At 72.9% G+C, this 19292-nt stretch carries 18 protein-coding genes; 6 read left to right on the top strand and 12 right to left on the bottom strand.

The features are described from left to right. Positions 1–175: 175 nt before the first annotated feature. Both ACWDY5_RS26255 and ACWDY5_RS26260 read right to left on the bottom strand, forming a co-directional pair. Entirely contained in the window at positions 176–1354 is a 1179-nt protein-coding gene (locus ACWDY5_RS26255) for an MFS transporter (protein WP_449724830.1), read from the bottom strand. Between the two features lie 22 nt (positions 1355–1376). Next, entirely contained in the window at positions 1377–2264 is an 888-nt protein-coding gene (locus tag ACWDY5_RS26260) for a patatin-like phospholipase family protein (protein WP_449724831.1), read from the bottom strand. A gap of 265 nt (positions 2265–2529) precedes the next feature. Here ACWDY5_RS26260 and ACWDY5_RS26265 point away from each other — a divergent pair, with 265 nt between their 5' ends. After that, positions 2530–4128 (top strand): ABC-F family ATP-binding cassette domain-containing protein, encoded by a 1599-nt coding sequence (locus ACWDY5_RS26265; RefSeq protein ID WP_449724832.1) that lies wholly within the window; start codon positions 2530–2532, stop codon positions 4126–4128. 18 nt (positions 4129–4146) lie between these two features. On the opposite strand, the gene ACWDY5_RS26270 is transcribed toward ACWDY5_RS26265, so the two are convergent. The 4 genes from ACWDY5_RS26270 to ACWDY5_RS26285 all read right to left on the bottom strand — a co-directional run bounded on the left by ACWDY5_RS26270 (position 4147) and on the right by ACWDY5_RS26285 (position 8771). Then, positions 4147–6108, bottom strand: coding sequence for a hypothetical protein (locus ACWDY5_RS26270; protein ID WP_449724833.1), 1962 nt, complete (start codon positions 6106–6108; stop codon positions 4147–4149). 88 nt (positions 6109–6196) lie between these two features. Beyond that, on the bottom strand, positions 6197–6508 hold the full coding sequence (locus tag ACWDY5_RS26275; protein ID WP_449724834.1) for a hypothetical protein: 312 nt from the start codon (positions 6506–6508) through the stop codon (positions 6197–6199). A gap of 67 nt (positions 6509–6575) precedes the next feature. Beyond that, entirely contained in the window at positions 6576–7361 is a 786-nt protein-coding gene (locus ACWDY5_RS26280; protein ID WP_449724835.1) for a M15 family metallopeptidase, read from the bottom strand. Positions 7362–7373: 12 nt separating this feature from the next. Beyond that, the gene (locus ACWDY5_RS26285; RefSeq protein WP_449724924.1) at positions 7374–8771 is read right to left on the bottom strand and encodes an ATP-binding protein; all 1398 of its coding nucleotides are present in this window, start codon (positions 8769–8771) and stop codon (positions 7374–7376) included. A gap of 96 nt (positions 8772–8867) precedes the next feature. Here ACWDY5_RS26285 and ACWDY5_RS26290 point away from each other — a divergent pair, with 96 nt between their 5' ends. Together ACWDY5_RS26290 and ACWDY5_RS26295 are read left to right on the top strand one after the other, a co-directional pair. Beyond that, a complete protein-coding gene (locus tag ACWDY5_RS26290) occupies positions 8868–9596 on the top strand; it encodes a polysaccharide deacetylase family protein (protein ID WP_449724836.1) in 729 nt (242 codons plus the stop codon). A 514-nt stretch (positions 9597–10110) separates the two neighbouring features. Further along, entirely contained in the window at positions 10111–11208 is a 1098-nt protein-coding gene (locus tag ACWDY5_RS26295; protein WP_449724837.1) for a DNA glycosylase AlkZ-like family protein, read from the top strand. Between the two features lie 41 nt (positions 11209–11249). Here the strand turns inward: ACWDY5_RS26295 and ACWDY5_RS26300 are convergent, their stop codons facing one another. Both ACWDY5_RS26300 and ACWDY5_RS26305 read right to left on the bottom strand, forming a co-directional pair. Next, on the bottom strand, positions 11250–12767 hold the full coding sequence (locus ACWDY5_RS26300) for an FAD-dependent monooxygenase (protein WP_449724838.1): 1518 nt from the start codon (positions 12765–12767) through the stop codon (positions 11250–11252). Positions 12768–12787: 20 nt separating this feature from the next. Further along, on the bottom strand, positions 12788–13384 hold the full coding sequence (locus ACWDY5_RS26305; protein ID WP_449724839.1) for a PadR family transcriptional regulator: 597 nt from the start codon (positions 13382–13384) through the stop codon (positions 12788–12790). Positions 13385–13546: 162 nt separating this feature from the next. Here ACWDY5_RS26305 and ACWDY5_RS26310 point away from each other — a divergent pair, with 162 nt between their 5' ends. Genes ACWDY5_RS26310 through ACWDY5_RS26320 form a run of 3 tightly spaced genes read left to right on the top strand, consistent with a single transcriptional unit; the run spans position 13547 to position 15456 of the window. Continuing rightward, positions 13547–13867, top strand: a complete 321-nt coding sequence (locus tag ACWDY5_RS26310) for an ArsR/SmtB family transcription factor (protein WP_449724840.1) — start codon at positions 13547–13549, stop codon at positions 13865–13867. Continuing rightward, positions 13860–14297 (top strand): SRPBCC family protein, encoded by a 438-nt coding sequence (locus ACWDY5_RS26315; protein ID WP_449724841.1) that lies wholly within the window; start codon positions 13860–13862, stop codon positions 14295–14297. Before ACWDY5_RS26310 ends, ACWDY5_RS26315 begins: the two co-directional genes overlap by 8 nt. A 25-nt stretch (positions 14298–14322) precedes the next feature. Continuing rightward, on the top strand, positions 14323–15456 hold the full coding sequence (locus tag ACWDY5_RS26320) for an SWIM zinc finger family protein (protein WP_449724842.1): 1134 nt from the start codon (positions 14323–14325) through the stop codon (positions 15454–15456). Here the strand turns inward: ACWDY5_RS26320 and ACWDY5_RS26325 are convergent. The 4 genes from ACWDY5_RS26325 to ACWDY5_RS26340 are packed head-to-tail and all read right to left on the bottom strand — an operon-like array spanning position 15439 to position 19247. After that, the gene (locus tag ACWDY5_RS26325) at positions 15439–16758 is read right to left on the bottom strand and encodes a hypothetical protein (RefSeq protein WP_449724843.1); all 1320 of its coding nucleotides are present in this window, start codon (positions 16756–16758) and stop codon (positions 15439–15441) included. The two genes, ACWDY5_RS26320 and ACWDY5_RS26325, sit on opposite strands and share 18 nt — an antisense overlap. After that, positions 16691–17833, bottom strand: a complete 1143-nt coding sequence (locus ACWDY5_RS26330; protein WP_449724844.1) for a DUF6493 family protein — start codon at positions 17831–17833, stop codon at positions 16691–16693. Before ACWDY5_RS26330 ends, ACWDY5_RS26325 begins: the two co-directional genes overlap by 68 nt. Positions 17834–17877: 44 nt before the next feature. Continuing rightward, the gene (locus tag ACWDY5_RS26335) at positions 17878–18672 is read right to left on the bottom strand and encodes an SCO1664 family protein (protein ID WP_449724845.1); all 795 of its coding nucleotides are present in this window, start codon (positions 18670–18672) and stop codon (positions 17878–17880) included. A gap of 8 nt (positions 18673–18680) precedes the next feature. Beyond that, a complete protein-coding gene (locus ACWDY5_RS26340; RefSeq protein ID WP_449724846.1) occupies positions 18681–19247 on the bottom strand; it encodes a DUF3090 domain-containing protein in 567 nt (188 codons plus the stop codon). Positions 19248–19292: the final 45 nt, after the last annotated feature.

Here is a 19292-nt window from a genome sequence, read left to right on the forward strand (position 1 = left end):
GCGCCTGGGGTGTCCGGGCCGTTGGCGCGCAGCCGCCGGAGCACAGACACACGCGAAGCAAGCTTCGGAGTGTCTGGGTCACGAACGCACGACGCGAAAAAATCAACCCCACCGCCTGGTCAAGAGCCCGCCGTGTCGCTGGCGCGCCACGCCTCTTTCGTGAGCAGTTGTCGCGTCAGCGGTGCACGGCAACCGCGGGCAGGGTGCGGCCCAGCACCGGCAGCGCCGCGGTGGCCGCGGTCAGCACCGCGGCGAGCACCAGCCACGGCAGGACCGGGTGGAACGCGGTCAGGGAGATCACCGCGGGCGCGACCACGTTCGAGACGCCGAAGGAGTACTGGAAGCTGGCCACGTACCGGCCGCGCGCGCCGGGTGGGGCGCTGGCCTCGGCCAGGGCGGTGGAGGTGGGGGCGTGCACCAGGTTGGCCACGCAGTGCACCAGGGTGATCACCAGCAGGTAGGCCAGGTTCCACGGGGCAGGCACCCACAGCGCGGCCGCGGTGGCCAGCGCCCAGGTGATCCACAGCAGGCCCGCCCCTGCCAGCGCCGTGGTGCGCGGGACGTTGCGTAGCCGGTCGACCGTGGCGACCTGGAAGCACAGCCGGAAGACCGTGCTGGTGACGATGACCGCGCCGATCATCCAGGCCGGGGCGCCCAGCACCAGGCGCAGGTAGACCGGGACGCCGAGCACGAACAGGTCCACCGCCAGCGCGAAGGCGAAGTTGACCAGGATCAGGCCCAGGTATGGGCGGTCGCCCAGCAACTGCCGGAAGGCGCCGTCGCCGCGTTCGCTCGGGGTGTGCGGGGCGGGGCGCACGTAGCGGAGCAGGATGGCCGCGCACACCAGGAAGCTGACCGCGTTGCCCGCCGCGACCAGCCGGTACGGCCAGTCCCCCGCCGCCCCGGTGAGCAGCCCGGCCACCCCGGCGCCGGCGCCGAAGCACACCGACATGATCACCCCGGCCAGTGCGAACGGCCGGTCCTTGCTGGTCTCGGCGGACAGGTCGGCGATGAGCACGAACACCGAGCAGTAGAACCCGCGCTGCCCCATGGCCAGCAGCGCCGCCGCCAGGAACGCCTCCGGCACGCTGGTGGCCACCAGGTACATCCCGGCCCCGGCCGCCTGCACCAGCTGGGCGGTGACCAGCACCGTGCGCGGCCCCCACCGGTCCACCAGGTGCCCGGCCAGCGGCGGCACCAGCAGGCCGACCGCGGTGGCCGCCGCGCCGACCAGCCCGGCGGTCGGCAGGTCCAGGCCGATCACGAAGGTCAGGTACAGCACGGTGACCGGCAGGAACACCCCGGTGCCGAAGGAGTCCACCCCGAGCGCGACCAGCAGCGCGTTTCTCCCCATGCCCGCAAGACAACCAGAGTGGTCAGGGTGTGCTGGGCGTCGGCCCGGCGGGATGGCCGTACAGGCCAGGTCCGTCCACCCGCAGCGTGGCGAGGAACTCGGTGGACTCAGCGTAGGAGGTGGCGATCAGCTCGGTGGTGAACCGGAAGTCCAGCGGCGTCACCGGCCGGGCCGGCGCGCCCGGCAGGTAGACGATCGGCGCGGTCTCCGCCCAGCGGGTGGCCTCCAGCACCGCCTGGTTGCGGGTGGCCAGGGTGGCCCAGAACAGCAGCGTCTCCGGCAGCGAGGCGGGCACCCCGGGCAGGTGGCCCGGGAAGGCGCAGTCGAGCACGACCAGTGACTTCGCGCCCATGCTCAGCGCCTGCTGCACCGGCACGTTGGCCAGCACGCCGCCGTCGTAGAGCACCCGCTCGCCGATGCGCACCGGCGGGTAGATGCCGGGGATGGCCGCGCTGGCCAGGATCGCTGGAATCAGCTCGCCCTCGGCCAGCAGCACCGGGGAGGCGGTGACCGCGTCCACCGCGACCGCGCCGAAGGGCAGCACCAGGTCGCTGAACCGGCTCGCGCCGTCCAGGCCCTCAGTGAGCACCTCGGCCAGGCCGGTGTTGCGGAACAGGTGGTTGCGCCCGGCGCGCAGGGTGCGCAGCTGCCGGACCGGGCCGCCCGGGAAGACCCTGGAGCGGGTCATCAGCGCCCACATCCGGGTCAGCCTGCCCGCGGCGTGCTCGGGGTCGAGGGCCAGCAGCGAGCCGTTGACCGAGCCGACCGAGGTGCCGATCACCAGGTCGGGGCGGATGCCGTGTTCGGCCAGCGCGCGGAGCATGCCGACCTGGATGGCGCCCAGGCTGCCGCCGCCACCGAGAACGAAGCCGACCGGGGTCGGCAGACCGTGGTCCCGCACGTCGAGCATCGTCTCATGTGGACGGAGCGAAAATGCGTTGCGGCGCGGTCGCCGGGTGCCTAACGTAGCTGTCGTCCCATTGCCGTCCAGGGGAGCACAGGTTGATCGGCTGAGGTTGCGAGTCACCGCGACGTTGAGGCACGCCCGCCTCCGCCCGTGCTCGGACCCGGCCGCGACTCCCCCGTTGGACGCGCCCCTCTCCTGAGTTCCGTGTCGTCGCTGTGCGCTCGCGTGTCGCCCTCTCTTCTCGCGACGACACCTCAGGAGGTGCGCCATGTCCGCATCCGTCACCTGTTCCGCACTCGGTTTCCGCTGGCCCGACGGCGAGCCGGTGTTCGAGGAGCTGAACCTGCTCATCGGCGCCGGCCGCACCGGGCTGATCGGGGTCAACGGCTCCGGCAAGTCGACGCTGCTGCGCCTGCTCGCCGGTGAGCTGTCCCCGGTGTCCGGGTCGGTCAGCGTCACCGGCGAGATCGGCTACCTGCCGCAGACCATCACATTGGACGCTTCCAGGAGGATTGATGACGTACTCGGTATCTCGGCGCAACGCGCGGCCCTCGCGGCGATCGAGTCCGGCCGGGGCGCCGAAGTCGACTTCGGTGTCCTCGGCGAGGACTGGGACGTCGAGGAACGCACCCGGGCCACCCTCGACCGCCTCGGTCTTGGCCACCTCGGCCTCGACCGCACCGTCGGCGGAGTCTCCGGCGGCGAGTCCGTCCTGCTCGCGCTTGCCGCGCTGCTGGTGCGACGGCCGCCGGTCCTGCTGCTCGACGAGCCCACGAACAACCTGGACCTTCGTGCCCGCCGCCTGGTGCACCGCGCCGTAGCGGAGTGGCCGGGGATCCTGGTGGTGGTCTCGCACGACCGGGAGCTGCTGGACCTGATGGACCGGATCGCGGACCTGCGTGACGGCGAGGTGCGCTACTACGGCGGCAACTTCACCGACTACCAGGCCGCGGTGGCCGCCGAGCAGGAGACCGCGCTGCGGCTGGTGCGCGCGGCCGAGCAGGACCTGCGGCGGCAGCAGCGGGAGCTCATCGACGCGCGGGTCAAGCTGGACCGGCGGCTGCGCTACGGGCAGAAGATGTGGGACCAGAAGCGGGAGCCCAAGGTGGTGATGGGCAACCGGAAACGGGCCGCGGAGGTCTCCGCGGGCAAGCACCGCACCATGCACCTGGACAAGCTGGCCGAGGCCAAGGACCGGGTGCAGGAGGCCGAGGAGGCGGTGCGCGCGGACGGGCAGATCCGGGTGGAGCTGCCGCACACCGAGGTGCCGCCGGGCCGGGAGGTGCTCCGACTGTCCACAGTGGAGCTTCGCTGCGGACCGGTGGTGGACCTCGATGTGCGCGGCCCGGAACGGATCGCGCTGGTCGGGGCCAACGGCTCCGGCAAGACCACGCTGCTGCGCACCATCACCGGCGCGCTGGCGCCGGTCTCCGGTTCGGTGTCGCTGAAGGTGCCGATGCGGTGGCTGCCGCAACGGCTGGACGTGCTCGACGACGGGTTGTCCGCCATCGGCAACGTGGCCAAGGCCGCGCCGGAGGCCGGTCACCAGCGGATCAGGGCGCAGCTGGCCCGGTTCCTGCTGCGCGGCCGCAAGGCCGAGCAGGCCGCGGGCACGCTCTCCGGCGGGGAGCGGTTCCGGGCCTCGCTGGCCACGCTGCTGCTCGCCGAGCCCGCCCCGCAGCTGTTCCTGCTGGACGAGCCGACGAACAACCTGGACCTGGCCAGCGTGGCCCAGCTGACCCAGGCCCTGTCGGCCTACGCGGGCGCGCTCGTGGTCGCCAGCCACGACCTGCCGTTCCTGCGCACCCTCGGCATCACCCGCTGGCTGCTGCTCACCGACACCCTCACGGAGGTGGATCCCCTGTGAGCTGCCGAACCGGTGGCGCTACCGCGAGCGCCGGTTGCGCAGGTAGTCCGAGACCACCGCCGCGCCAAGCCCGTCCAGGTCCGGCGCGACCACGCGGCCGTTGCTGCGCCGGGCCATCAGGTCCACGAACCGGGTGAGCCGGGGATCCTCGCCGAGCCGGAACACGGTCAGGTTGCTGCCCAGCCTGGCCAGCGCGTCCAGCTCGGCGAGGGTCCGGGCCAGGGTCTCCGGCCGGGGCGGGTAGTCGAAGACCGCCTCGCCGTCGGGCTCCAGGTGCGCGGTGGGCTCGCCGTCGGTGACCACCAGCACCACCGGCTGGGCGTCGGGGTGGCGGCGCAGGTGCCGTCCGGCCAGCAGCAGCGCGTGGTGCAGGTTGGTGCCCTGCTCCCACGCGCCCTCCAGCGCGGTCAGCTCGCCGATGTCCATCGTGGCCGCTTCCCGGCCGAAGGTGATGACCTGCAAGGCATCCGCGCGGAACCGGGTGCTGATCAGGTGGTGCAGGGCCAGCGCGGTGCGCTTCATCGGCAGCCAGCGCCCGTCCTGCACCATCGACCAGGAGGTGTCCACGCACAGCGCGACCGCGGCCCTGGACCGGTGCTCGGTCTCGGCCACCTCGACATCGGCCACGTCCAGGCGCACCGCCCGCTCCCGCTGCCCCGCGGCGCGCAGCACGGCGTTGCGCACGGTCCGCCCGACGTCCCACGGTTCGGTGTCGCCGAACTGCCACGGCCTGGTGGCTCCGCTGAGTTCGCCCGCCGCGCCGGCGGCCTGGTTGTCCCGGTCGCCGCGCCGGGTGCGGACCTGGTCGAGCACGTCGCGCAGCGCGGTGTCACCGAGCTGCCGCATGGCCTTGGGTGTCAGCCGCAGCTCCCCGTCGGGGGCGCGTTCGAGCAGGCCGCGTTCGCGCAGCTGGCGTTCCAGCTCGGCCAGCCGCCGCATGTCCACAGTGGACTCCCGGCCGAGCTGGCGGGCCAGCGTGTCCAGGTCGATGTCCTCCAGCCGCGCGCCGGGGTAGGACTGGGCGAGCTGTTCGGCGAGCTGGTCCAGCTCGGCCAGGTCCTGTAACGCGGCCGCGCCCTCGGCCATGCCGAGCGGGGTGTCGCCGCGGAACCGGCCGCGCCCGGTCCAGTCCTGGCCGGGCCGCAGCTGCCGCAGCTGGTTGTCCAGCTGTTGCAGGGCCTGGGCGAGCCGGGGGTCGCCGAAGGCCTGCTGGGACAGCTGGGCGAGCTCCTGGCGCTGCTGCTGGGACAACGAGTTGAGCAGTCGCTGCGCCGCCGCGGCCCGCGCGGCCAGCAGGTCGACCAGCTCGTCCACGGTGCGCGGGTGCTCCGGGAAGAACTCGCCGTGCCTGGCCATGAACTCGGCGAACTTGGCCTCGATGTCCGGGTCGCCCTGGGCGCGCTGGCCGAGCAGCGCGGAGAGGTCCTCCAGCATCTCCCGCACCCGGGCCACGTCCTCGGGCGTGGTCGCCTTGAGCGCCTCGCTCATGCCGCGGAAGCGCTGTTCCAGGGCCTCCTGGCCGAGCATCCGCTGGATCTCCTGGTAGGCCTCGCGGGCCTCGCCGGAGCGCCAGTCGTACTCGGTGAGCTCGCGGACCGCCCCGGCCGGGCTGGCCGGCAGCGCGTCGAGCTGGAACTCCTGGAAGCGGGCGTTGTCGTCGAGGTCGCGGGCCAGGGCCTGGCGTTCCTTGGTCAGCGCCCGCTGGAGCAGCTCCTTGACCTGCTCCAGGGTGCCGTCCAGGCGGTGCCGCCGCTGCAGCTCGCTGCGCTTGCGCCACAGCCGCTGGGTGAGGTCGTCGAGCCCGTGCTGGCCGGGCAGGCCGCGGCGGAGCAGCTCGCGCAGCGCGGCATCGGGTGAGCGGCCCTCCATCACGTCCCGGCCGATCTCCTCCAGCGCGGCCCGCAGGTCAGGCGGTGGCGCCAGCGGGTCGGGCCCGCCGGAGAAGCGCCCGTACCGGTAGCGCCGAACCGGATCGCTCATGTCCGCCACCCTACGCCTGCCGATCTCGGCCCGGCACCGCAAAACGGCAGGCCACCGGAGGGATGGTGGCCTGCCGTCGGCGGCTTGGTCAGCAGGCGGTGAGCCTGGCGAAGCTCACCGGCTTGGCCCTGGACTCGGTGTGGCTCCAGCGGGGCGGGACCGTGGTGCAGGCGCCTGCCGGACCGGGCTCGTAGTTGACCTGCACCCGCACCGGGAAGTCACAGTTGTTGCGCACCACCACGGTCAGCGTGGTGGCGCCGTCCTGGACCAGGCTCTGCACGCAGCTGGGCACCGCGGCGGGCTCGGCGGCGACCGCGGGCGTGCTGACGGCCAGTGCCGCGCCCCCGGCCAGCGCCAGGCTCGCCCCGGTCACGACGAACTTCTTCATCGACTCGCGCATGCCGGCCACGTAACCAGGGCCACGACGATCTTGGCACCGGATTCGGCCATAACTGAACAACGCCGGTTCAGGGCCGTGCGCGGCGGGCCACCGGGAAGTCGAAGTAGGTGCCGGGGAACGGCTCGTCGTTCAGGGTGAAGTGCCACCACTCCTCGGCCAGGTTGCGGAAACCGGCCGAGGCCAGGGTGCCGCGCAGCAGGTCGCGGTGGACGCGGGCCGGGCCGGTGATGGCCGGGTTGTCGGTGTGGGACAACGGGTCGAAGCAGTCGTAGCCGGTGCCCATGTCCACGGTGTTGTCCGGGAACCGGGTGCCCACCGGCGCGAAGCACGGCGTGAGCGGCTCACCCGGCCGGTACGGGCGCTGCGCGCGGACCGGCAGCTTGACCAGGGTGAGGTCCACGGTGCTGCCGCGGCTGTGCCCGGACTTCTCCGCGATGTAGCCGTCGGCGAAGAGCCGGTCCTTGGCCACGTTGGGGTAGAACTCGGCCTTCATCCGCTCGTCGGCGAGGTCCTTGGCCCAGCGCACGAAGTGGTCCACCGCGCGCTGCGGCCGGTAGCAGTCGTAGACCTTGAGCGTGTAGCCCTGCCGCAGCAGCGCGCGCTGGGCGGTGCGCAGCGCGGTCGCGGCCTGGCGGGTGAGCACGCACAGCGGCCGCCGGTAGCCGTCGATGCGGTCGCCGACGAAGTTGTGCCGCCCGAAGTAGCGGATGTCGTGCCGGATGGTGGGGTCGACGTCGGAGAGCACCACGAACCCCGGCGGCAGCCCGCCCCCGGCCGCGGTGGCCGGGGGCGTGAGCGTGCCGATCGCGGCGACCGCGAGCAGGAGCGAGCCGAGAACTGAGCGCAGGGACATCGCCCTGTTCTATCAGCCCCCGTAGACCGCGTCCCCCGACTCGACGTCCTTGGCCAGGTTCCGCGACAGGTACAGCGACTCCAGTGCCAGCTCGACCACCGCGGCGATCCGGCCGGGCGGGTCGGCCGGTGTCACGCCGAAGCGGGCGGCGACCTCGTGCAGCACCGGCAGCTCCGGCAGCGCGCCCAGCACCTCGGCGGCCCGCACCCTCGGCCCGGTGCGCACCGGGTGCCCCTCGGCCACGGCCTCCACCAGCGAGCGCAGGTCGATCCCGGCCAGCGAGGTGCGGGCGGTCTCGGCCAGCGAACGCCGCAGCAGGTGGGTGAGCAGCTCCCCGGCCTCTTCCTCCAGGCCGGCGTGGAACTCCAGCTTGCCGCGCAGCACCGGGGTCACCGCGTCCAGGTCCACCGGCCGCGCCACCGCGGGCCACTCCCCGGTGCGCGCGGCGCGTTGCAGGGCCGCGGCGGCCACGGTCTCGGCGGCGGCCACCGCGAACCGGGCGGAGACGCCGGAGCGCTGGTCCACCGCGCTGGACTCGCGCAGGTGCCCGACAAACCGGGCCAGCACCTCCAGCAGTGGGTCGCCGACCTCGGCCACCAGTTCGGCTTCCTGGCGGATGAGGTTGATCTCGTCGTCGAGGTCGCTGAGGTAGTGGGTGCGGATCTCCGCGCCGAAGCGGTCCTTGAGCGGGGTGATGATCCGGCCGCGGTTGGTGTAGTCCTCCGGGTTGGCGGTGGCCACCAGCAGCAGGTCCAGCGGCAGCCGCAGGGTGTAGCCGCGGACCTGGATGTCGCGTTCCTCCATCACGTTGAGCAGCGCGACCTGGATCCGCTCGGCCAGGTCGGGCAGCTCGTTGATGGCCACGATGCCGCGGTGGGCGCGCGGGATGAGCCCGAAGTGGATGGTCTCCGGGTCGCCGAGGCTGCGGCCCTCGGCGACCTTGACCGGGTCGACGTCGCCGACCAGGTCACCCACGGAGGTGTCGGGGGTGGCGAGCTTCTCGGCGTAGCGCTGCGAGCGGTGCAGCCAGGCCACCGGCAGGTCCTCGCCCAGTTCGGCGGCGCGACGGCGGGAAGCCGGCGTGATCGGGTCCAGGGGGTGTTCGGCGAGCTCGGACCCCTCGATCACCGGCGTCCACTCGTCCAGCAGGCCGGCCAGGGTCCGGGCGAGCCTGGTCTTGCCCTGGCCGCGTTCGCCGAGCAGCACCAGGTGGTGCCCGGCCAGCAACGCGCGTTCCAGCTGCGGCAGCACGGTCTCGTCGAAGCCGACGATGCCGCGCCACACCGGGCGCCCGTCACCGAGGGCGGCCAGCAGGTTGGTCCGGATCTCCTCGGCCACGCTGCGCGGCTGGTGCCCGGCGGCGCGCAGGGCGCCCACGGTGCGCGGCAGGTCGGCGGGAGCCGTTGGCACACTGGTGTTCACCCGCGCGACGGTACGCCTGTCCGCTGGCTGCCCGCCGCCGGACATCGATGATCAACCGGAGAGCCGCTGATGCGTCTTGGGAACATGCGGAGATTTCGGCCTCGCCGGTGGCTGGTCTGGACCCTGGTGCCGGTGCTGGTGCTGCTCACCTCGCTGTGGGGGACCTGGCAGGTGAGCGACTCGCGGACCTTCCAGTTCTACGGCGGGCTCACCGACCGGGTGGACACCGGGGACAAGGTGGTCGCGCTGACCTTCGACGACGGCCCCACCGAAGGCACCCCCGAGGTGCTCAAGGCGCTGGCCGAGGCCCAGGTGAAGGCCACCTTCTTCGTCACCGGCCGGGAGCTGGCCGCCCACCCCGAACACGGGAAGGCGATCGTGCGGGCCGGGCACGAGCTGGGCAACCACACCTACTCCCACCAGCGGATGGTGCTGGTGGGCGGGGACTTCGTGCGCACCGAGGTCGAGCGCACCGACGCGCTGATCAGGGCGGCCGGGCACACCGGGGAGATCCACTTCCGGCCGCCGAACGGGAAGAAGCTGCTCAGCCTGCCCCGCTACCTGGCCGAGCACCGGCGTCAGACGATCATGTGGGACGTGGAGCCGGAGTCCGACGGCACCGATGCCGCCGATCCGGCCGCGATCACCAGGGCGGTGCTGGAGAAGACCCGCCCTGGGTCGATCGTCCTGCTGCACGTCATGTACCCGGTGCGCCAGCCCTCCCTGACCGCCGTGCCGGGGCTGGTCGCCGGGCTGAAGGAACGCGGCTACCGCTTCGTGACGGTCTCGGAGCTCTTGGCCCTGCGCCGCTGACCGGGCGGCAGCGCCACCGAGACCTGGCCCTCCACCACCCGGCCGCGCTGGGCCGCCGGCTGCTTCCACCAGCCCGAGCACCCCTGGGTGCACGGGTGGGACAGCTCGGCGAACCGGAAGCTTCCGTCCGCCTGCGGCACTGGCTGGCTCCAGGTGATGAACCCGGTGTCCGAACACCAGTGACAGCGCGGCACTAAGTCGGGGTCACTGCTTCGGGATGTCTCCGGTTCCACCACATCTCCCACACGGGCCGTAGTCGTTGTCCACGTCCACTCCGGACCCCGCACACTGGGGGCAGGTCTCGAACTCGAACCGCATCCTCTCACCCACATCCGCCTCGGAGCCGTTGCCGCGCAATCACGATCGGGTCGAAAACACGACTCAGCCCACACCACGTTTCGTGGATGAGACGAGGTCCTTTCCGGCGGATGACGACCACGACCGGGTGAACCGTGAACGACCAGAGTGGACCGCACGGCCGCGGAATGTCGGACCGGCACGGCATGCTGTCGCCATGGCCACCACGGTGACTCGAGCCCAGGCCCTGGCGTACCGGATGGCCGCGCAGGGCCTGCACCGCGCGCACCGGCACGCCCGCGACCTGGACGTGCTCGCCCTCGGCGTGCAGGACACCAGGGGCTCGGCTCAGCTGGCCCTGGCCGCCCGCCTGCCGGCGCCGCCGGAGCTGACCGAGGACCTGGCCCTGCTGTGGTCGGTGCGCGGCGCCCCGCACCTGCACCGCCGCCGCGACCTGACCGCCCTGGCCCGCCACCTGTGGCCGAGGGACGACAAGGACGCCTTCGCCCGCCTGGGCTCGGAACGCAAACCCCTCAAGGCAGCCGGAATCTCATCCCTGGATGCCTTCCGCGCCGCCTCGACCGCCCTCCGCGAAGCCGTGCCGGCCCCGATGCCCAGGGGCGAGGTCAGCGCCGCGGTCACCCGCCTGCTTCCCCCGGCGTACTCCTACGACTGCCGCACCTGCCAGTCCCACCACATCTACGGCAGCCTGTTCCAGACCATCGGCCTGTTCGCCGGCCTGCGCCACGACCTCACCGGCCCCACCCTGCTGCTGCGCCCCCTGGAAGACCGCCCACCCATCCCGGAAACATCGGCGGGCGCCACCCCGCTGATCCTGGACTACCTGCGCCTGCACGGCCCCGCCACCCGGGCCGAGGCCGCCGCCTACCTCGGCACCTCCCAGTCCGCCCTCGCCCCGGTCTGGCCCACCGACCTGGCCGAGGTCACCCTCGACGGCGCCCAGACCTGGCTCCCCGCCGACGCCCTCCCCCAGCTCCGCACCCCGCCGAAGACCCAGGTCGTGCGGCTGCTCCCGCCACTGGACCCCTACCTCCAGGCCAGGGACCGGGAGCGACTGGTGCCGGAAGCGGCCCGCCGCAAGGAGATCTGGAAGATCATCGGCAACCCGGGAGCACTGCTGGTCAACGGCGAGCTGGCCGGGACCTGGCGCCCCAAGAGCACGGCCAAGCGGCTGGAGCTGACGGTCACCGCATTCGAACCGCTGACCAAGTCCCAGCAGCAGGAGCTCCAGCGCGAGGCGGAACTGGTGGCCACGGTCCGCGGCCTGCCCGAGGTACGGCTCATCCACACCTGACCAAGCCCACCGCCGGATGTGTGCAGCGCCCAGGTGTGTCCCTACGTGACGGTGGCGGTGGAACCGGCTTGCTTGCCCAGTCCGGGTGGGGAGAGTGCCGGGGCACTGAACCAGGTGGACCAGGCGGTGGTGAAGGTGCCGGCGGGTTGTGGGTCGGTGGTGGTGGAGATCCAGGCGGTGTGTCCGTCGGGGCGGAGCAGCAGACCGTCGAGTTCGGGGTGTTCGGGACAGTGGGCGCGGTAGGTGTCCACGTTGCCGTCCGTGCTGGTGTCGGTGTCGACTGGCCAGGCACGGTCGCCGAGGTGGAGAAGTACCGGGCGTGCGGGCCGGAGCAGTTCGGCGACGCTGGTGTGCTTGTCGCCGATGGTCAGTTTCAAGTTCGGGGCGAGTTTGCCCAGCCAGGGATGGTCGCCGGGGATCTTGGGGTCGTACCGGGTGCTTACGCCGGTGGTGAGTTCGGCCAGGTAGGTGCTGACCGGTGGCAGGTCGGTGAGTTCGTTGAACAGGTCTCGGACCGGATCGAGGTCCGGTCGACGTCGTCCGAGGATCATCTGGGCGCGGGTGGTTCGCAGCACGCGTGCCCCGGCCTCGTGCCGCTCGTGGTGGTAGCTGTCCAGCAGCCCGTCCGGTGCGTGGCCGAGCGCGGTGGCGGCCAGCTTCCAGCCGAGGTTGACCGCGTCGGCCAACGCCACGTTCACCCCCACTGCTCCTGCCGGCGGGTGGATGTGTGCGGCGTCGCCGGCCAGCACGACCCGGCCGGCGACGTAGCGATCCGCCTGCCTGGCCGCGTCGGAGAACCGGGTGAGCCAGCGCGGGTTGCGGAGTTCCACCGGGCGGCCGAGCGTCTCGTTCAGGATCTGCTGGAAGTAGGCCGGCCGCACCGGTTCGTCGCGGTCGGCGGGTGGGGTCGGCTCGTCGAGCACGATCCGCAGGTAGCCGGGTCGCGGGATCACGAACACCGTGCCGTGCTCGCCGTCGGTCATCCCGAACGGCAGGTCGGCGGGGTCGGCCAGCTCCACATCCGCGAGCAGGCCGAAGGTGGTGGCCGCGGTGCCCGGGAAGCCGATCCCGGCGAGTTTCCGCACGACACTGCGGCTGCCGTCGCAGCCGGCGAGGTAGTCGACCCGCCGGTGCTGGTGCTGACCGCCGACCCGGAGGGTCACGTCCACCCCGTCATCGTCCTGACCGAGGCCGATCACCTCGTGCCCCCAGGACACCGCCACACCCAGCTCGGCCAGCCACTGCTCGAGGAGTTCTTCGACCCGGGTCTGCGCGATCCCGAGCACGTAGGGGTGGTCGGTGTCCATCGCGCCCAGGTCCAGGGGGTGGCTCGGATCGGCGAACATGCCGTAGGGCACCGTCGGGCCCTCGGCCAGGAAGCGGTCGGCGATGCCGCGCCGGTCCAGCAACTCCAGGCTGCGGGCGTTGAGGGTGAAGCCGCGGCAGAACGGCGACCGCTCCGGCAGCCGGTCCACCACCGCCACCTCGGCCCCGCCCAGCGCGAGCTCCGCCGCCAGCATCAACCCGGCCGGTCCCGCCCCGGCCACCATGACCTTCATCGAACCTCCACTCCCGGTCGTCATCGGGTCTCGTTCTGGACGCGGACCCAGCCGGTCACCGGTTCCGGCCAGGCCAGCCGACCGGTCGTGATATCGCCGGTGATCTCCTCGAGCCAGCCCAGCTCGGCCTCCAGCATCCGCACCGCGTACTCGGCCTCCACCACGAACAGGCGCGGCACCTCACCGGCCTCCAGCACCTCGCGGTGCCCCTGCCGGATCTCCGCCAGCGACGCGCGGATCCGCTCGGCCCGCTCCCGCAACGCCGCCACCGCGCCCTCCGGCCCGAGCGCGCCGAGATAGCTGACCGCTGACAAGAACTTCGGGTACTCCTCGGCCGGGACGCGGATCAGCTCCTCCACCCAGCGCACGAACTCCTGCCACCCCAGCGGCGTGTGCTGATAGATCGTCCGTTCCGGTCGGGCACCGACCCTGACCGTCTCCCGCGCCGCTATCCACCCGGCCCGTTCCAGTGCTCGGACCACGTCGTACAGGGAGCCGGTGGTCACCTTGAACGCCCGGTCCATGCCCCGTTCCCGCAGGGTGGCGGCCATGGCATGGGGATGCGTCGGCGACTCCATCAGCAACCCCAGCACCGCCAGCCCGAGCGGGTTGGACACCACCCGTCTGCTACTCGAACTCAATCGCTCGCCTCCAATCAGTCGGCACCGAGTATTTGGTGGCGACTGTTAGTTGTCAAGATATGGCCTTGACAGGCAACCCCTCGGTTGCCTATTTTCTCCTCGAAAGGCAGCCAAACAGTTGCCATTGGAGGGTGCCTCATGGACTACGACGCGGTGTTCAAGGCCCTGGCCGACCCCACCCGCCGCCGCCTGCTGGACGCCCTGCACGCCCACAACGGCCAGCGCCTGCACGAGCTCTGCGCGGGCACCGACCTCACCCGCCAGGCGGTGACCAAGCACCTGGCCATCCTCGAAGCGGCCAACCTGGTCGCCACCACCCGCTCCGGCCGGGAAAAGCTGCACTACCTCAACCCGGCCCCGCTCAACGACATCAGCGCCCGCTGGCTCGCCAAGTACGACCAGCGGCAGCTCAACGCCCTGGCCACCCTCAAACAGGCCCTGGAGGACGACCGTGAGTGACCTCGACTTCATCTACGTCACCTACATCCGGACCACCCCGGAACAGCTGTGGACCGCGCTGACCAACGGCGAGTTCACCGAGCAGTACTACGGCGTGCACCTGGTCTCGGACTGGCAGCCCGGCTCGCTCATCCACTGGCGCAACGAGGACGGCACCCTGGGCACCTCCGGCGAGACCGTGCTGGCGGCCGACCCGCCGTACCTGCTCAGCTACACCTTCAAGGTCGGCGCGGACTACCCGGACCTGCACGCCGAGGACGCCTCCCGGGTCACCTTCACCCTGGAACGCGACGGCGAGACGGTGAAGCTCACCCTCACCCACGACCGGTTCGACCCGCGCGGCCAGGTGCGCGAGTCGGTCTCGCACGGCTGGCCCGCGATCCTCTCCGGCCTGAAGACCCTGCTGGAAACCGGCGAGCGCCTGCCCTGACAGGGGTCGCGGCTAGGGTGTCGGCGTGCTGACCGAAGTCCTGCTCACCCCGCCTGACCAGGCCGTTGACACCGCGACGATCGTGGACGGCCTGCTGGAGCCGGGTGCGCAGGCCGCGCAGGCGCTGCTGGTGCTGGGCAAGATCGCCCGCACCCGGTTCTGGGTGCACCCGTCGATGCTGAGCAGGCTGCTCGCCGAGTCCGACCCGGTGTTCACCGCCGACGGCGCCACCCTGCGCGCCGAGTCCTTCTCCCCGTGCTGCGGGGTGCACGCCCGCCTCGACCTCCGGCCGGTCGGCACGGTCGGCCGCGGCTGCACCAACGTGGACCTCTCCGCCGACACCCGCGCGGTGCTGGCCGGGGTGGCCGGCGAGGAACCGCTGCACCTGCGGGTGCGTGGGGACGGCATCCGGTTGCGCACCCTCGACGGCGATGGCGCCGAGGACAGGGTGCCGCTGCCAGAGCGGTGGGTGGCCGGGTTCGCCGAGATCGCCGCGGTCACCGCGGGCGCGACCCGGCGGGCCGAGCTCGACCAGGCCGCGGCCCGCTCCTTCCTGCGGCAGCTGCCCGCCCAGGACACCGCCTCCTGGGTGGTCCCCTCCGGCCGGGGCCTGCGCCTGACCGCCCGGCGCACCGCCGAGGCGATCCCGGCGGCCGGGCTGCACCGGCTGCGGGTGGCCGACCCGCTGGTGCGCTTCACCCGCGGCCTGTCCGTCTACGCCGCGCCCGGCGCGGAGACCGCCAGCTGGGTGCTGCACCTGGACCGGGCCCGGCTGACCGTCACCCTGTCCCCCGCGCCCTCCCGAGGCTTCTCCGGCGAAGGCGGCTGGCTGACCACCCTGGTCGGCGGGGCCGCGGACCCGGACCTGGTCACCGGCCGCCGCGGCCACGACGTGGTGGACGGCGTGTGGTTCGACCGCCCGCTGCCCAGCGGCCGCGCCCCGGCCAACGGCCGCCTGACCAAGGCCAGGACCCTGGTCGCGGCGGGCGCGGTCCGCGCGCTGCCCGGGGGCGGCTACGAGATCGCGCACGGCTCCTCGGTGCAGCGGGTCCGGCTGTCCCCGGACGGCTGCACCTGCGCCTGGTGGGCCGAGCACCAGGACCGCAGGGGACCGTGCTCGCACGTGCTGGCGGCCCGGCTGTCAGCGGAGCAGTCGTAAGGCCGCCTTCGCCGCCTTCGAGGACCCGGTCAGCCCGGCCAGCCAGTCCCTGGTCGCCGGACTGACCTGTCCCGCGCCGCGCTCGGCCAGGTCCACGGCCAGCTCCAGCAACGCCGACAGCCCGCGCGCCGACCGGTCCAGCAACGGCAGCAAAGCGTCCACTGTGGACAGAACGGCGGCCGGGTGCTCCCCTGCCAGCACGGACAACCGCTTGGTCAGCCGGGTCAGCGTCAGCTCGCCGCCGAAGACGCCCAGTGCCTCGCCGAGCGCCTTGGGGCCGAGCAGCCGGGCGTCCAGCAGGGACAGCGCGGCGTCCACCCCGAGCTGAGCGCCCGAGGCGCGCTGGGTGTTCAACGCGGCCGCGATCATCAGCAGGCCCGGGTAGGACGGCACGGCCGGGCGGTCCAGGAACGGACTCAGCCCGTACACCTCGCTGGGGTAGCCGACCTCAATGTCGTTCTCGAACAGGTCCCTGGCCACCTCGGCCTCGTGCACCGCCCGGTCGTACGGTGCGCCGACGACCTCGTGCGGGCTGGTGAACCCCTCCCACCCGGTGTCCACGGTCGGCGTGTTCAGCGTGCCCAGCCACGGCGTGTCCGGCTCGGTCTCCGCCGGTGTCCTGGTGAACTCCAGCCTGATCAGGTCGAAGCTCCCGGTCACCAGCCGCGCCGACCAGCCGAACGGCTCGTCCGGCTCGCCACGCAGCACCGCGACCGGGTCGGCGGCCTCCGGGTGCCGGGCCTTCGCCGCCGCCAGTCCCAGCCAGTCCTCCGCCGGTGTCTCCGGTCCGCCGAGGGCGAAGCGCACCGCCACCGCGTACGGCCCGGTCAGCTCCGCCGCGAGCTCGAGGGCCTCGGCCCTGGTGTCCGGGGCCAGCCGCAGCAACCCGTCCACCACGTCGTCCAGGGCCGCCCCGGGGTGCCGGAGCAACCGCCGCACGAACACCACTGGATCCAGCCAGCCGCCCAGGTGCGTGGCCGCCGACACCGGCGTCGCGTTCCCGGCCAGCAGCGCTCGCATCCGGTGCCGCAGCGGCCTCGACCACCCGTTGACCAGCTCCGGCGGTTCGACCTCCCGCCCGGCCAGCCCGCGCACCAGCACGCTGAGCAGCTTGGGCATCAGCTGCGCGTGTTCGGTGTCCGCCTTGATCGCCCGCTTGACCAGGGGCTTGAGTGCGTCCCGCAGCTCGTCTCCGGCGACGCGGCGCGCCCCGTCGAGCGCGGCCAGCAGCAGATCACCCTGGTAGTGGTCGGCCAGCAGCGCGGAGAACGCCTCGGCCACCGCCGCGGGCGAGTCCGGCACCTCCAGCGGCCAGCAGCAGCCGCCGCTCGGCGAAGGGCGGCAGCACCGGCTCCGGGTAGGCCACCGGCTCCACCCGGGCAGGCGTCTCCACCCGCGTGCCCAGCCGCGCGGCCGCGAGTTCGCGCACCTCGGCCGACTCGTGCGTGGCCGCCGCCGCGAACACCTCCCCGGCCAGCCCCGCTGCGGCCTGCCCGGCCTGGGCCGCCAGCCGCACCGCGAGCTTGGCCGTGCCGGCCCCGCGGCCGGCGGCCGCGGCGGGCAGGTGCCGCAGCGCCACCTCGGCGTCGAGCAGCCCGGCCTGCTGCACCGCGGCCAGGGCCTTCACCGCGAAACCCACCGTGCTGGGCACCCCGCTGCCGCACAGCCGCGCGTACCCGTGCTGCCATGCGGCCCGCTCCGCCGGACTCGGCGTCAGCGCCTCGTGCAGCGCCGCGTGCCACCGGGCCCGGAACGCGGCGAAGTCCCTGGCCAGCACCTCCAGCGTGGTGCGCAGTAACCGCGCCCGGTCCAGCTCGCCGGTGCGGCTCAGTTCGACCAGGGCGGTCGAGAACTGGCAGTCCACCGGCACGTACTTGTCGAAGGCGGCGAAGCTCGCGTCCCCGGTCCCCTCGACCGGCAGCAGCTCCCACACCTCGTCCAGGGCCCCCGGTTCGGCTCGCAGCCGCTCGGCCAGTGGTGTGGTCAGGTCTCGCCGCGACCACCGGAACCAGCCCGCGAAGTACTCCGGCGTGCGCACCGGTGCCAGCTCGCCCGCGCGCACCAGCTCCCGGACCGCGTCCCACCCGCTCTGCCACTCCACCAGCCGGCCGGCCAGCGCGACCCGTTCCCGTGGTGGCCGCGCCAGCACGATCCGCTTGGTCAGCTCGGGTTCGGGTGGCCGGAGCTCGCGCAGCAGCGGATCGCGCGGGGGCACTGTGGCCAGCAACGCGACCGCGGCCCGCTCGGCCGGCTCCAAGCCGTCTCGCATGATCGCGGCCAGCTCCGGCACGAAGCCGCGCCGCTGCTCGCCGGGGAGCCCGAGCACCCTGGTCAGCACGTCGCCGGGGGTCCCGGCCAGCAGTTCGGTCACCAACACGGGGCCAACCTAACCCGGGCCGCCGACAGCGTTCGGCAGGCGAACTAGAACGCGGGCCAGGGGATCGGCGGCCAGTCCCCGGTCGGGGCCGGGAACACTCCCGCGCCCAGCAGCTTGTCGGTGCGTTCGGTGAGCATCCGGACCTCGGTGATGGTCAGGTGCTCGTGCAGCGCCTCGCCGAACTGTCCGTCCAGCCCCGCGCGCAGCCGCCGCAGCCCCTCGGCCGCCTCCTCGCCCAGCGGCTCGCCGAGCCAGCCCCACAGCACGGTGCGCAGCTTGTCCTCGGCGTTGAGGCAGATCCCGTGGTCCACCCCGTACACCGCGCCGCCGAGGGCGTGCAGCACGTGCCCGCCCTTGCGGTCGGCGTTGTTGACCACCACGTCCAGGGCCGCGAGCAGCCGCATCCGCGGGTGGTCGGCGTGCGCCAGCGCCGCAGGGTCGCCGAAGCGGTCGTGCGCCCTGAGCACTTCTTTCCAGCCCTGCGGCACGTCATCGGGCGGCAGCAGGTCGACCAGGTCGGCCTCGGGCTCGGTGTCCACCCACAGCTGCACCATGCCCTCGCCGAAAGGGCCTGGCCGCAGCACCGTGGGCGGCACCAGTCCAAAACCGGCCGCCTCCGACACCAGGTAGGTGGCCACCTCCCGCCCGGCCAGGGTGCCGTCCGGGAAGTCCCACAGCGGGCGCTCGCCGCGCACCGGCTTGTACACGCACTCGGCCTGCACACCCTCGTGCTCGATGCCGCAGAACAGCGTCGCGTTGGAGGCGTCGACCAGCCGTCCCCGCACGTCGAGCGTGCCGTGGGTGAGCAGTTCGATCGCGCCGTCGTCCCCAGGGCGCACCGGCGTGCTCAGCTCGGCTCGCCGCGACGGTAGCCGTTCTGCCGCGGGCACACGTGGCCCTCGGCGTCCAGCGGCTCGTTGCACAGCGGACAGGGTTTGCGACCAGCGCTGACCACCCGTTCGGCGCGCTGGGCGAACGCCCTGGCCTGCACCGGGGTGAGGAAGACGCGGACGGCGTCGGGCCCCTCCTCGGTGTCGTCGAGGACGACCGACTCGTCGATCTCCTCCTCGGTGGCGGCGAGCAGCTCGACGACGACGGCGCTGGAGTCGGCGTCCCAGCCGAGCCCCATGGTGCCGACCCGGAACTCCTCCTCGAGGGGCACCTCGAGGGGTTCGGTGTCGACGGCGTCCTCAGGCGCGTCGGGCGGCACCTCGGCGCCGAAGCGCCGGTGCACCTCCTCGAGCAGCGCGCCCAGCCGTTCGGCCAGCACCGACACCTGCTGCTTCTCCAGCAGCACGCTGACGGTACGGCCGTTTTCGCTGGCCTGGAGGTAGAACGAGCGGTCGCCTGGTTGCCCGACGGTTCCGGCTACGAACCGTTCGGGCTGGCGGAAGAGGTGAATGACACGTGCCATGGCACCACTGACCCTAGGCCACGCCCGCGCGGACGGCAGAGGCAT

It is taken from the genome of Crossiella sp. NPDC003009, from assembly GCF_053591555.1.

What these genes read in the sequence shown, in the direction of transcription:
- ACWDY5_RS26265 (WP_449724832.1), top strand. Translation starts at nt 2,530, where the DNA reads ATGTCCGCATCCGTCACCTGTTCCGCACTCGGTTTCCGCTGGCCCGAC.
- ACWDY5_RS26270 (WP_449724833.1), bottom strand. Translation starts at nt 6,108, where the DNA reads ATGAGCGATCCGGTTCGGCGCTACCGGTACGGGCGCTTCTCCGGCGGG.
- ACWDY5_RS26300 (WP_449724838.1), bottom strand. Translation starts at nt 12,767, where the DNA reads ATGAAGGTCATGGTGGCCGGGGCGGGACCGGCCGGGTTGATGCTGGCG.
- ACWDY5_RS26340 (WP_449724846.1), bottom strand. Translation starts at nt 19,247, where the DNA reads ATGGCACGTGTCATTCACCTCTTCCGCCAGCCCGAACGGTTCGTAGCC.
- ACWDY5_RS26260 (WP_449724831.1), bottom strand. Translation starts at nt 2,264, where the DNA reads ATGCTCGACGTGCGGGACCACGGTCTGCCGACCCCGGTCGGCTTCGTT.
- ACWDY5_RS26280 (WP_449724835.1), bottom strand. Translation starts at nt 7,361, where the DNA reads ATGTCCCTGCGCTCAGTTCTCGGCTCGCTCCTGCTCGCGGTCGCCGCG.
- ACWDY5_RS26290 (WP_449724836.1), top strand. Translation starts at nt 8,868, where the DNA reads ATGCGGAGATTTCGGCCTCGCCGGTGGCTGGTCTGGACCCTGGTGCCG.
- ACWDY5_RS26255 (WP_449724830.1), bottom strand. Translation starts at nt 1,354, where the DNA reads ATGGGGAGAAACGCGCTGCTGGTCGCGCTCGGGGTGGACTCCTTCGGC.
- ACWDY5_RS26295 (WP_449724837.1), top strand. Translation starts at nt 10,111, where the DNA reads ATGGCCACCACGGTGACTCGAGCCCAGGCCCTGGCGTACCGGATGGCC.
- ACWDY5_RS26310 (WP_449724840.1), top strand. Translation starts at nt 13,547, where the DNA reads ATGGACTACGACGCGGTGTTCAAGGCCCTGGCCGACCCCACCCGCCGC.
- ACWDY5_RS26275 (WP_449724834.1), bottom strand. Translation starts at nt 6,508, where the DNA reads ATGCGCGAGTCGATGAAGAAGTTCGTCGTGACCGGGGCGAGCCTGGCG.